The sequence below is a fragment of the Propionibacterium cyclohexanicum genome (genome assembly GCF_900111365.1).
Classification (GTDB): Bacteria; Actinomycetota; Actinomycetes; order Propionibacteriales; family Propionibacteriaceae; genus Propionibacterium; species Propionibacterium cyclohexanicum.
The window spans coordinates 1-12,914 of record NZ_FOGZ01000005.1 but is presented as its reverse complement, the minus strand read 5'-3'; the positions used below and the strand labels follow the sequence as shown (position 1 = coordinate 12,914).

At 69.1% G+C, this 12,914-nt stretch carries 9 protein-coding genes; 6 read left to right on the top strand and 3 right to left on the bottom strand.

Annotated elements, in window-relative coordinates; all coding sequences use genetic code 11:
• Window position 1 precedes the first annotated feature (1 nt).
• The gene (locus BMX93_RS03570; RefSeq protein WP_177170051.1) at window positions 2-1,045 is read right to left on the bottom strand and encodes a YlbL family protein; all 1,044 of its coding nucleotides are present in this window, start codon (window positions 1,043-1,045) and stop codon (window positions 2-4) included.
• Window positions 1,046-1,262: 217 nt separating this feature from the next.
• Here BMX93_RS03570 and BMX93_RS03565 point away from each other — a divergent pair, with 217 nt between their 5' ends.
• Entirely contained in the window at window positions 1,263-2,660 is a 1,398-nt protein-coding gene (locus BMX93_RS03565) for a zinc-dependent metalloprotease (RefSeq protein ID WP_091968085.1), read from the top strand.
• Here the strand turns inward: BMX93_RS03565 and BMX93_RS03560 are convergent.
• Window positions 2,636-3,262 (bottom strand): M48 family metallopeptidase, encoded by a 627-nt coding sequence (locus BMX93_RS03560; RefSeq protein ID WP_245725714.1) that lies wholly within the window; start codon window positions 3,260-3,262, stop codon window positions 2,636-2,638. The genes BMX93_RS03565 and BMX93_RS03560 overlap by 25 nt on opposite strands.
• Window positions 3,263-3,588: 326 nt before the next feature.
• On the opposite strand from BMX93_RS03560, the gene BMX93_RS03555 reads away from it, so the two are divergent.
• The 3 genes from BMX93_RS03555 (at window position 3,589) to BMX93_RS03545 (ending at window position 5,910) form a co-directional block, all read left to right on the top strand.
• A complete protein-coding gene (locus tag BMX93_RS03555; RefSeq protein WP_091968083.1) occupies window positions 3,589-3,750 on the top strand; it encodes a DUF5679 domain-containing protein in 162 nt (53 codons plus the stop codon).
• Window positions 3,751-3,898: 148 nt separating this feature from the next.
• On the top strand, window positions 3,899-4,906 hold the full coding sequence (locus BMX93_RS03550; RefSeq protein WP_143052801.1) for a hypothetical protein: 1,008 nt from the start codon (window positions 3,899-3,901) through the stop codon (window positions 4,904-4,906).
• A 119-nt stretch (window positions 4,907-5,025) separates the two neighbouring features.
• Window positions 5,026-5,910 (top strand): class II glutamine amidotransferase, encoded by an 885-nt coding sequence (locus tag BMX93_RS03545; RefSeq protein WP_091968077.1) that lies wholly within the window; start codon window positions 5,026-5,028, stop codon window positions 5,908-5,910.
• 45 nt (window positions 5,911-5,955) lie between these two features.
• On the opposite strand, the gene BMX93_RS03540 is transcribed toward BMX93_RS03545, so the two are convergent.
• On the bottom strand, window positions 5,956-8,088 hold the full coding sequence (locus BMX93_RS03540; protein WP_091968315.1) for an ATP-dependent DNA helicase UvrD2: 2,133 nt from the start codon (window positions 8,086-8,088) through the stop codon (window positions 5,956-5,958).
• A gap of 101 nt (window positions 8,089-8,189) precedes the next feature.
• Here BMX93_RS03540 and BMX93_RS03535 point away from each other — a divergent pair, with 101 nt between their 5' ends.
• A complete protein-coding gene (locus BMX93_RS03535; RefSeq protein ID WP_143052800.1) occupies window positions 8,190-11,474 on the top strand; it encodes an exodeoxyribonuclease V subunit gamma in 3,285 nt (1,094 codons plus the stop codon).
• The gene (locus BMX93_RS03530; protein WP_091968071.1) at window positions 11,471-12,844 is read left to right on the top strand and encodes a UvrD-helicase domain-containing protein; all 1,374 of its coding nucleotides are present in this window, start codon (window positions 11,471-11,473) and stop codon (window positions 12,842-12,844) included. The genes BMX93_RS03535 and BMX93_RS03530 overlap by 4 nt, the downstream gene beginning before the upstream one ends.
• The last annotated feature ends 70 nt before the right edge of the window (window positions 12,845-12,914 follow it).

Sequence of the window (12,914 nt, the reverse complement as noted above, 5' to 3'; positions counted from 1 at the left end):
CTCAGCAGGTGGGCACGACGGCGTTGGGGATGGTGTTCAGCGCGTGGAGACTGTTCACGGCGTCGTCGAGCTTGTTCACCTTGACCAGTGTCATCCGGGTGGACAGCCGATGGGCCTCGGAGCAATTCGATGCGGGTACCAAGAAGACGCTGGCGCCCAGCCGCTCGGCGGCGTAGACCTTTTCGTCGATGCCCCGCGTGACCCCGACGGCGCCGGTCGGCTCGATCGTTCCGGTGCCGGCGATGATCCTGCCGCCGGTGATGTCCTGGTTCGAGACTCTCTCATACAGCGCCAGGGCGAGCATGAGGCCGGAACTGGAGTTCTGGTTCCGCTCGTCCATGGCGAACTCGGGGTGGGGCGCGTAGCGATAGCCCTCGTCCATGGTGATGCCGATCCTCGGCACGTCGCGGCTGGATGCGCTGGCCTGAGTGGTCACCGTGACGTCCATGCTCGCCCCCTGCCGTACGATGCCGAATTTCACCGGATCCCCGACCGTCAGGCCCGAGACGATCTCGGAGACCTCGGCCGAGGTCTGCACACTCGTGCCGTTGACCGTCTCGACGATATCGCCCACCGTGAGGAGCCGGTAGGACGGTCCTCCCGTCGACACCGAGCTCACTACGGGGTTCTGACGCACCTCCACCCCTGCCACTCGTAGTGCCGCGACGGTGGCGCTCTGCTGAGCCGTCTTGATGCCGGCGATGCGTGCGGCGTCCAGTTCGGCGGCGGACTGACCGACCGGGTAGACCCAGTCGCGGGGCTGGACGTCGCGGTGAGCTGCCAGATAGTCGCCGAGCGCCTCGGGGAAGGTGAGTTGGGATCCTGGCCGGGTGATTGCGGTGGGGATCATGAGGAGCTGGCCGCTGGTCGGCGGACCAGCTTTTCCGTCGACCTCGACGACGGGTCTGTTGTCAAAGCTGCCCAGCGCATTCTGCGCGACGCCGGGACTCCAGCTCACGAAGGGAACCGGAACCACGAACATGATCCCCAGCAGGATCACGAAGCAGATTCCCGAGGCCAGCACCGTGGCCGCACGCCGAGTCATCGGCACAGCCCCAAGGGGCATGCGGACCGCGCAGTCTCGAGCACCCCGAACATGCCCGGAAGTTTACCCGAGCATCGCCGCGACGCCGGCGTGGCGGGGAAGCGCACTGTGGCGCCACGCCATTCGGTGCGGGCAGCGCCATTGTCCTGGTGCGCTTGAATGGAGGGCACAGTTGTGTGTGTGACAGTGCCGCACGCGCAGGAGCGAGGAGCCAGCGATGAGTGACGAGAAGATGGGGCCTCCCGGGGAGCCGGAGCGCGATCCCCTCAGCGAATTGCTTCGCCAGCTCGGGTTCACGGTTCCGCCACAGGGCCTGGATCTGTCCACCTTGATGAGCCAGTTCCAGCAGGCCATGCAGCGCGCCGGCGCGAATGCCGATGCGGAGAGCGGGATCGACTGGGCGGCCACCCGCCAGGCCGCTCGCCGGGTTGTCGCAGCCCTTGGGCCCGACCCCACTCCCGGACAGACCCAGCGCCGGGAGCTGGCCGATGCCGACCGACTGGCGGAGTCCTGGCTCGATCCGACGACCAGTTTTCCTGCCCTCTCCAGGCCTGCACAAGCCTGGAGCCGTGCGGAATGGGTCGAGGACACGATGGATTCCTGGCGCACCATCGTCGATCCGATCGTCCGGTCGATCGCCGATGCAATGGCCGCCTCCTTCGGCGGTGAGGCCGCCAGCGAGGTGCCCGAACTGGGCCAGTTGAGCGGCCTGTTCGGTCCGCTGCTGCGCTCGGCCGCGGGGCAGATGTACGCGGTCCAGCTGGCCCAGGCCATCGGCCAGATCGCCGCTGAGGTGGTCAGCGGGGCCGAGCTGGGCCTCCAGCTGCTCAGCGCACCCCGCGTGGTGCTGCTGCCGACCAACGCGGACGCATTCGTCAAAGGCCTTGGCCTTGCCGACGAGGATGCCCTCATGTACCTGACGGTGCGCGAGGCCGCGCGCCAGCGTCTGTTCGCCTCGGTGAGTTGGCTCGGTCCCCAACTGCTCGCCCTCATCGAGCACTACGCGCGCGAGATCACCATCGACAGCTCGGCGCTCACCGATGCAGTGGACATGGACTCACTGGGCGAGCTCACTCCCGAGAAACTGCAGGAGGTCTCCCGCCAGCTTCAGGGGCGGCTCTTCAAGCCCACCCGCACGCCTGAGCAGGAGGACGTCCTCGTGCGTCTCGAGACGCTCATGGCGCTCATCGAGGGATGGGTCGATGCGGTCACCCACGATGCCGCGAGCCCCTGGCTCAGCCAAGAGCCGGCCCTCATGGAGGCGATCCGGCGGCGCCGGGCAACTGGAGGTCCGGCCGAGAAGGTGACGAGCGCGCTCGTCGGGCTGGAACTCCATCCGCGTCGCGTGCGGGAGGCGCAGCGGCTGTGGCAGGCGGTGGAGGCCGACCGCGGTATCGAGGGGCGTGACGCGGTGTGGTCGCATCCCGATCTCATCCCGACCGCCAGCGATCTCGACGACCCGATCGGTTTCGTCCAGGGCGATCGCGATGAGCACGAGGGCGAGGACTGGGACGCAGGCCTGGCCGAGCTCTTGCAGGAACATGACGACAACCAGGGCCCCGGCGAGGGGCCGTCCACGGGGAGTGAGGGTCAGGATCCGGGCAGCAAGTCCTGACCCCCGTCCGGGGGCGTGCTGGTGGCCATCGCCCAGCCCTCCAGGAAGCCCCGGGCACGCTCGGTGAACGGGCAAGCAGCCAACAGCTCGTGAAAGCCTGTTCCATGGTCGGCATGGACGAGGTGCACCATCTCGTGCATGAGCACATGGTCGATCACCCACTGCGGCATTGCGCACAGCTGCGTGGAGATCCGGATCGAGGCATCGGCGCTGGTGCACGATCCCCATCGGGTGATCTGATCGCCCGACCAACGCACCTGGGCCGGAACAGGCACCTGCGGCAGATAGCTGTCGCGCAGCTGCAGTGCCCGCGCCATGAGCGCCTCGTCGCTGCGGGTCTGCACCTGTTTGGCCCGACGGCGGGCCAGCCGCTCCAGCAGGATTCGTGCCAGCTCCGTCTCGCGGGCGAGGTTCAGCCCAGCAGGCACGAGCATCACCAGCCGGCCGTCCTGTACCGTGAGCGAGGCAGTACGCCGGCGTCGCGCACTCGGGCGCGCCACGAGCTCGTCGACTCCCGGCGGCAGTGTCACCCCGGGCGGTAGTTCGAGGACATGCTCGACCGGTTGCCCGTCGCGGGGCCTCGGGGACGTTGTGACCGCCACCGTGTCAGGCTAGCGCGCCGCCGAATGCCCGGTTCTGCTTGACTGACGTCGATTGCACTGGCAGTCTTCACTTCGGAGCCCTCGGTTCGGGTCCGTCTGCAGGGGAAGGCAGATGGACATCGTCCCGGGGGCTCCTCCCTCGTCCACCGGGCCGCCGAGAGGCACAGGGATCCGGGCGAACCGCCCTCGGGTGCGAATTGCAGGCACGCCGTTCGCATCTGGGCCCGATTGGGCGGACTCGGTGGCTAGAGTATGGGCGGCGGTCGTCTCCGGTGTTCCGCCTGGACGATGACTCATCTCGCATGACGGATCAATGAGGAGGACTAATGGCAGACACGAAGTACGAGGGTGAGTACTACTGCGTCAAGTGCAAGGAAAAGCGCCATGCGGTCGGCACGGTCGTGGTGAATGCCAAGGGCACCAGGATGGCCAAGGCCGTATGCCCGGAGTGCGGCACCAATCTGAACCGGATCCTCGGCAAGGCCTGAGCAGCGATAGTTCCATCGACACCCGGATCGGCTTCGCGCTGACCCGGGTGTTGTCCTGTGGGGGGCCGGTGTTGGCCGTCTGGGGCGCCATGTTGGCAGGCATCGCCATTCCATGGTCTGGCAGCTGCCGGCCGAGCAGACTGAGGCCATGACCATCGCCCCCGCCGAGTTCTCGAACGGCCATCCCAACCATCCCCATCCAGCGCCGCGCGGCCCACACGGCCCCGTCGACCGCTCAACCAGTTGTCCCCGAGGCCCGGCCGCCGAATCGGGTCCCCCGCAGCAGTGCGGGCCCGCTTTGCCGCCGGTGCTCCGGGTGAATGCAGATATCGTCGCCATCGGACCACATCGCCTGTGGTTGAAGGCGCGGCACGCGCAGCCGGTGGAGCTGAGCGGTGCCGGAGTCCCCCGGCTGCGCCGATTGCTGCTCCTCATGGACGGCCGTCACGGCACCGAGTGGCTGCTCGCGGGCCTGACCAGGCAGGATCGCGCGGCGATGGCCGAGCTCCTCAACCACCTGCTCACCGCCGGTGTGCTGTGCACCGGCTCCAAGATGGTGCGCCCGCGGCGCACCGTGAGCGTCATCGGCAGTGGCGAGCTGGCCCGGCTGCTCGGCCTGCGGCTGGCCCAGATCGCCCACGTCGCCTGCTACGATGATGCGACGCCTGGCGGGCACATCGAGTTCCACCCGCCCGGCTGGCGCTTCGGTCACTGGACGCAGGCCATCGACCGACCCGGAGATCTCATCGTCTGGGCCCCTGGCGGCCAGGCCCCCGACCCTGCAGTGGGATTCGCGCTCGTCGGGGCGGCCCTGCCCCATCTGGTCGTCACTGCCCACCGGCTGCGAGCCCAGGTGAGCCCACTTGTCGTGCCAGGAATCACCGCTTGCGTGGAATGCCAGCGCAGCCACGACCAGTGGCCTCGCGAGGTCGCCGAACGCTGCGCGCTGATCCTTCGGCCTGCCAGACCGGCGCGGGAGACTGCCGGCTGGGCTGTCGAGATGGCCCAGGCCATGGTCCTCTCGCACCTGCGCTCGGGGCGGGCCACCAGGGGTGCCGACACGACGGGCGCCGTGCTTCGACCGACCCCGCCGGACCGCCGATGCGGCGCCTGCTCGCGACTGCTGGCTCGCCGCCAGCCCGAGCTGGCCGCCTGAACTGCCCTCGCCGCGACAGCCCCCCGGTCACTGCTGGCGGGTTCACTCCGCGGACCACGGGCCCCGCCTCTTGGGGTCAGGGTCCACAATGACTGTGGCGGGCACGCCTGCCGGATCTCATGACAACCCATGAATTGCATACCTCGAGCGGTGCCACACCGCAGAGGAGAATGAGCGGTGTCACACCGCGGAAGAGGAAGCCCATGTGCCGTCTTCTCGGCCTCATGTCCGTTCGGCCAGCCCGTCTCAGCGGCGTCCTGCCGATCGGCGTCAAGGACCTGAAGACGCTCTCGCACGAGCACAAGGATGGCTGGGGCACGGCATGGCGCGACGCCGAGGGTGAGGTGCACCGCTATCGTTGCCCCGACCCGGCCTGGACAGATCCTGAGTTCGCCCGGGCCCTGACCCGGCGCTCGGCGCGTCAGGTGCTGGTGCACCTGCGCAAGGCCTCGGAGGGGCTGGCTGTCGTGGAGTCCAACTGCCACCCCTTCGTTGCCGGTGACGTCGCCTTCTGCCACAACGGTGCCTTCCCGGTGAGTGAGCGGCTGCGGGACTGGGCCGAGGCCCACGGCGCCCGGCCCTGCGAGGGCACCACCGACTCCGAGTTGTACTTCGCGATTCTGCTGGTCTTCGCCCAGACCATGGACTGGCCTCGTGCGATCGAGGCAGCGGTCAGGTTGATCAGCGCCGACGTCGCCGTCGACGATCCAGCTGCCCGTCCCCATGCCCTCAACTGCCTGGTCTCGACGCCCCATGCGCTCTACGCGTACTCGCAGAGCGAGCCGGCGACCTTCAAGCCGGAGTCGCCGGTGGATCTTTACGATCTCCAGCTGTCGGCCAATGCCGAGCGGGTGGTGGTCTGCTCCACGAAGATCGCCGTGCCCGGCGCCCGGCGCGTTGAGCAATTCCGCGTGATCACCGTGCGCGACGACCTCCACGTCGAGATCGGCGACCGGCTCGACATCTTCGGTTCCGAGCCCGCTGTCGAGCGCTCTGTCGCCTGATCGGCCGCACCTGGGGCACTGCTGCCTGGCCGGTCCGCCAGGCATTCATGCCTCGGTGAGCGCCTGCTGCGCCGAGGCACCCTTGATCAGCGCGATCACCTGGTCGCCGAAACGCTCCGCCTTGCGCAGCCCGACACCGCGGATCTTCAGCAGACTCTCCCGGTCACCGGGCAAGGCCTCTGCGAAGGCGCGCAGGGTGACATCGGTGAACACCATGTAGGCCGGGATCGACTCCTTGGCCGCGACCGCCGCCCGCCAGGTGCGCAGCCGCTCGAACAGCTCTTCGTCGTAGGGCACCTCGCAGCCGTCGTGATGGCCCAGCTTGATCTCTCCGGGTGTGGTGAGAGGACGCCCGCACATCGAGCACTGCTCCGCCCGGCGTCTTCGCGCCGAGCGTCGGGGCCCCGGTGCGTCGCCCGAGTCCGGCGCAGCCGCACTGTCGCTCACCAGCCCGCTGAGGAAACGCGATGGGGAGCGCCTGGCATGATTGCCCGAGCCCTTCGTGGCCCAGCTGATCCGCAGCTGGTCACGGGCGCGAGTGATTCCCACGTAGAGGAGACGGCGCTCCTCGGCGATCTGGAAGCGCTCGGTGGCCATCGAGATCGGCATGAGCCCTTCCACGACTCCATACAGTGCGACGACGCGCCATTCCAGGCCCTTGGAGGCGTGGAATGTGGTGAGGGTGACGCCATCGGCGACCGGCACCTGCTCATTGCGGGCACGCTGCTCGATGAGCGTGACGACATCGGAAAAGCCCGGCGTCCCCGCATCGTGGAGGTCGGTCGCCAGATCGTGCAGGGCGCTCCAGGTCTCCCAGCGCGTGCGCACAGCGCCCTGGCCCTGCGGTGCCTGCGGTGTCCAGCCGAGCGAACCCAGGCTCGTTGCCACTGCCTGCGAGGCCGGTGCATCGGGTGCGCGGTCGGCGTCGCGGCGAAGCCGGGCCAGCGCTGCGCGCGTCTCCGCGCGAGCGTAGAAGCGCTCGGTGCCGCGCACGACATAGGGAACGTGCGCCTCGCCGAGCGCCGCCTCGAGCGCGAGCGCCTGCGAGTTCACCCGGAACAGCACCGCCATCTGCGACCACTCGATGCCGTCGCGGTGCTGGCCGGCGAGCCATTGCGCCAGCGACTGCGCCTCGGCGGGCTCGTCGCCCGCTGCCTCGGTGATCACCGGTACACCTGCGGGCCGGGTGGGACGAAGCACCACTCCCGAACCCACCGCGCGCCGTCCCGGCGGATGGAGCAGGTCATTGGCCACCTGCAGCACCTCGGGCGTGGAGCGATAGTTGCGCTCCAGGCGAAGGGTGCGCGCCTGGGAGAACTCGCGCGAGAAGCGCATGAGGAAGCGCGCGTCGGCTCCGGCGAAGGAATGGATCACCTGGTCGGGGTCACCGACCACGCACAGATCACGACGCTCCCCCAGCCACAGCCGCAGCAGGCTGTGCTGCAGAGGACTGACGTCCTGGTACTCGTCCACGACGAAATGGCGGTACCCTGCCCGGAATTCCTGCGCCACCTCGGGATGCTCATGCATGAGCGCCACCGCGCACAGCAGGATGTCGTCGTAGTCCATCACCGCGTGGCCGCGTTTGACGCGCTCGTACTCGGCGGCGACCCGGGCAACCGTCTGGGGATCAGCCCCGGCAACCGAGCGGGAGGCATGCTCTGCGGCCGCCGGATAGTCCGCCGGGGTGACATTCGTGGACTTGGCCCACGACAGCTCGGTGACCAGGTCGCGCAGCAATGCGGTGTCGGTGCGCACTTTCAGCCGCGAAGCCGCCTCCGCCACGAGCGCATAGGTGGATCCGGTCACCTGGGGAAGCTCGTGACCCATCACTCGCGGCCAGAAATAGCGCAACTGGCGCAGGGCCGCCGCATGGAAGGTGCTTGCTCTGACCCGCGGCACCCCGAGCCCGGCCAGCCGGGCCCGCATCTCGCCGGCCGCCCGCGTGGTGAAGGTGACGGCCAGGATCGCAGAGGCCTGCTGCTGGCCACTGAGCACGCCATGGGCAATCCGGTGCGTGATGGCACGGGTCTTGCCGGTGCCCGCGCCCGCTACCACGACGAGCGGCCCGCCGATCTCCATGGCCACCTCGCGCTGCTGGTCGTCGAGCCCGGACAGTACCTCCTCGTCGGCTTCCCGGGCAGACGCGGACCTCGTCAGACGGGAATCGGTGGACATGGCGGCAACGATAGACGCCGCGTCCGAGCGCCGCGGGACCATGCCCGGGCGGGGCTGTGGACAATCCGGTACTGTCGGGGGCCAGTTCTACAGTGAAGCTCATGGTCATCTCGGTCCAGCCCGGGCAGTCATCGGGGATCCACGTCCATGAGTGCCCCGACTGGCCCAGTCTGTGCACCCAGGTGAGCGCGCATCTCGCTGCCGCAACGCACGATCCTTTCGACCAGCCGCTGCTCGTCGTGCCGCGTGCCGCCCAGCGCAGGCTCTTGCGCCAGTGGATCGCGGCCGATCAGGGGGTCTGTGCCGGGATCGAGATGATCGGCATCTCAGGGCTGCGCGCCAGGCTCGAGACCACGGTGCTCGGCCTGGACCGCAGGGCTGACCCGTGGTCGGGCCAGGGGCTGACCGCCCATCTGGCCGCCGTTATGGGCGAGGCGCGCGGCGAGGACTGGTTCGCACTTGTGCAACGGCACCTTGACGAGCCACTGCCCCGTCCGGGGCGGCTGGTGGGCACCGCACGGCGTGTGGCCGCACTGTTCGGCGACTATTCCCACCACCTGCCCCAGATGATGCTGAGCTGGGAGCGCGGAGATTTCGTGGACGCCACGGGTCGTCCGCTGGAACCCCAGGATCGCTGGCAGCCCGAACTCTTCGGGATGCTCGTGGCACGCCTGGGACAATGGCCCCACCCGGCGCGCCGCCTCGAGTTGCTCACCACACGGATCCACGCGGGCACGGTGGACGATGCCCTTCCGAACAGTCTCGGCGTGCTCGGTGATCGCGGCTTTGCGCACGATGAGATCGATCTCTTGCGCGCAGTTTCCACGCGGCTGCCCGTCCCGGTGTGGCAGCTGGGCCGACCACCGAGTGCCACCCGACGCTGCGCGCTGGCCAGCCGCTATGGGCGGCTGCGCGACGATGCCTGGGCGCAGTGGGCCGGCTGCGGTGCGCTCACCGATGTCAGCCCGCCCTCCCAGGCCGAATCGAGCACCCTTCTCGGGCAATTGCAGCGCGATGTCAGCGACGACCTTCCCCCGGCCTTCGGCCGCATCCCCGACGACTCGATCCAGTTCCACCTCAGTCACGGACCCGACCGGCAGGTCGAGGTGCTGCGCGAGCTGCTGTGCGGACTGTTCGACGCCGACCCCACATTGCAGCCCCGCGATGTCGTGGTGGCCTGCGCTGATCTCCAGCGCTATGCCCCCCTGCTTGAGGCACATCTCGGCGGCGATACCAATGCGGGTCTGCACCCCGGCCACGTGCTGCGGGTCCGGTTGACCATAGGCCACGACGAGTCGAATCCGGCGCGCGATCTGCTCCTTGGCCTGCTCACGGCGCCCGATCGCCGCGCCAGCGCGGCCGACCTCGTCGCGATCGCCGCGATCCCATTGGTGGCCCGCCGCTTCGGCCTCGACGAGAACGACCTTGCCAGGGTGCCGGCGCTCCTGGCGCGCGCCGAGGTGCGCTGGGGCATTGACGCCGCCCAGCGCGCCCGTGCCGGGCTGCCCACTGTGCGCCAGGGCACCTGGGTCACCGGACTGGACCGGCTGCTCGCCGGGCTCGTGTTGGCCGACTCCCCGCTGGCCCGGCTCGACACTGTCGTGCCGGTCGAGCATGTCGATGCCTCCGACGCCCCGATCATCGGGGCGCTCGCCGAACTCGTCTCGCGCATCCGGATGCACCTGCTGCGCTGCGCCACCCCGGCGAATGTGACGCAGTGGCGCCTTCGACTTGACGAGGCGATGGCCGACCTCACCGAGCCCACCGCCGCCCAGCAATGGCAGGTGAACCAGGTGAGCACCAGACTGGCCGAGTTGGCGCAGGCCTGTCCCCAGAACACCCCGCTGCTCGACCGGATCGAGTTCGCCGAGCTGCTGGCCGGCCCATTGCCCGAAAGGCACCGTCCTGCGGTCTTCGGTAGTGGCGATCTCGTCGTCTGCGAGATGCGCGAACTGGGCCAGCTCTCCCACCGCGTGGTATGCCTGCTGGGTGTCGGAGATGACCCCGCCGCGGCATACTCGACCGTCGCCGGCGACGACCTGCTGGCCCGTCCCGGCGTCACCAGTTCACGCCCGCAACGCTCGGCCGCCGCCCGGCAGGACCTGCTGGACGCCATCCTCGGGGCACGCGAGCGCGTCCTCGTCGTCGGAGCCGGCGGCGATCCCTTCACCGGGCAGACCCTGCCCCAGCCGGTGGTCGTCTCCGACCTGCTCGACGCCACCGGTGTCCTCCGAGCCGCCCGGCGATGGGTTGACCCGCTCGCTGCGGGCCAACCGCGGCACGACGAGGTGCTGGAGCCCACCGCCGGGCTTCTGCACTGGCACCCCCTGCAACCGCACTCTCCCTACAACTTCACCGCGAGGAAAGCTGAGCTGCCATTCAGCTTCGACAACCAGGCACTCGCCGGAGCGCAGGCACTGACCCGTCCCCGCACCACGACGCCGAGCGACCCGGTGTGGCTGGTGCGTGCCGCCGGCGTCCCCGGATCCGAGGAGCCGGTCGATGTGGACGACCTGGCTCGCTTCTATCAGGACCCCGCCTCCGCCTGGTTTCGCAATACCTTCGGCTATCTGCCCGCACAGCCCGATGAGCCCTTGGCGGTAGACCTGCCGATCACTGCCAGCGCCCTGGACCGCTATACGCTCGGCACCCGGATGCTGGAGTCCCTGCTTGCCGGAGAACAGCTGGAGGCGGTGACCGCCGCGACGCTGCTCAGCGGATCCGCTCCGCCCGGGCCGCTCGGCCAGCAGCTGGTGGGGTCACTGTTGTCGGACGTGCAGTCGATGGCCGGTGTCATCGCTGACCTGCAGATCGACCGCGCCGAGATCGATCTGGCGATCTCGGTGTCGTCCGGCCGGGTGAGGGGCCAGCTCGCCAGGTTCGGCGATGCCCTGGTGACCCATCGCTATGGCCAGATCCGCGCGAAGCACCTTGTGGACGCCTGGGTGCATCTGGTCTGCGCGAGCGCCCAGTCCCCTGCGGTCCACCGGGCCGTTGTCGTCGGCCGCGACGCGATCCACACCCTGCGGGCTCCCGGCCGCCAAGAAGCCCTCGAGCTCCTCGATGAGCTTCTCCTCGTGCGACGAGCCGGCCTGGGGAGTCTGCTTCCGCTGCCTCCCCAGGCGGCATTCCGCCAGGCACGCTGCCTGCCAGATGGCGATGTGCGGGATTGGGAGGTGGCCCGCGAGTTCACCCAGGAGACGAAGTTCTCGGTGCTGTGGACCGAGTTCCTGCCGCTCGGCTGGGAGCAGCTCTCGGCACTGCCACCACACCAGGGCGATCCCCTCGACGCCGCTGCCTCTCGATTCGCCAATCTGGCGTGTTGGCTGTACCTGCCACTTGTGCAGCACTGGCAGTCCGCTCCCCTGACAGCAGGTCCCCGATGACCAGCGCCGTGACCCGCGCACCCGGCTGCTTCGATCCCTGCGCCCCCCTGCCAGACGGAACGACCGTGCTGGAGGCCAGCGCAGGCACCGGCAAGACCTTCGCCATCGCAGCCCTCGCCACGGGGGCACTTGCCGAGGGGCTCACCACGATCGACCGTCTCATGCTCGTCACCTTCGCGCGTTCGGCCACTCTCGAATTGAGGACACGCGTCCACGAACGGCTCCGGGCCAGCTTGGAGGCGCTGCGCCATGCGTTGGCAGGCTCGGGTGACAGCGAGCCGAGTGATGACATGCTGGCTACCCTGTGTGCCGGCGACCCACCGGTCCTCCGTGCGCGCATCGGCCGGCTCGAACAGGCACTCGGCGACTTCGGTCGGGCCACCATCGCCACGACGCACGAGTTCTGCGGCCGGCTGCTCGACGAACTGGGGATGCTCGTCGACCACGACACCGGCCGTGGCTCCGAGCAGCAACTGGCCGTGCTCCGCCACCAGGTGATCGACGACGTGCGGTTGGCCACCAGCATGCAGGGCACGGCCCAGCTTGCGCCCGATGTCGCACGAATCGTCGGCGATGCGGTGCTCGGTCATCGCGGACTTCGCCTGCTCGAACCGCCCCCCGACGATCCTCTTGCACGGGCGCGCTTCGAGTTCGCCGGGGCGATACGGCGCCAGTTCGAGGACCGGGCCCGTCGTCTTCGGCTGCACGGCTTCGACGACATGGTGCAGCGAGTCGTCGATGCCCTGAACGACCGTGTCACGGGCGAGCGCGCAGCAAGCACCCTTGCGGAGCGTTTCGATCTCGTGATGGTCGATGAGTTCCAGGACACTGACCCTGCTCAGTGGACGATCCTGCGCAGAGCATTCCACCACCGGACGAGGCTGGTCATCGTCGGTGACCCCAAGCAGTCGATCTACGGCTTCCGGGGGGCCGATGTGCAGGCCTATCTCGACGCCACCGGCCAGGCTGACCAACGGTTCACGCTCGACTGCAACTACCGCTGCGACCCGGGGGTGACCGAAGGCCTGGCAGAGCTGTTCGGCGCCGCAGGGCTCGGTAGCGCAGGCCAGGACATCCGTCTCACACCCGTGAGCACCCAGCAGAGCTTCCCGAGGCTGCGGATCGGGTCCCAGCGCGGCCAGCCACCGGCCGTCCAGCTACGAGCCATCAGCCCCCAGCGCCTGCTGCGTGCTCAGCCGGCGCGTGACGCCATCAGCGCGGACCTGGTGCATACCTTCGATCAGCTGCTGGCCCGCGCCGAGCTGTTCGCGCAGGGCCGCTGGCGGGCCCTGCGCCCCAGCGATATGGCGGTACTGGTCCGCAGGCGGCACACCGGCGAGCAAATCGGCTCTTCACAGATGAGGGTGTAGGTGGGGTCTGAAGCCGCCGGTCTCGAGCAGGCTGCGGGCGATGTAGTTGGTGAGGTTGCGGAAGCCGAGG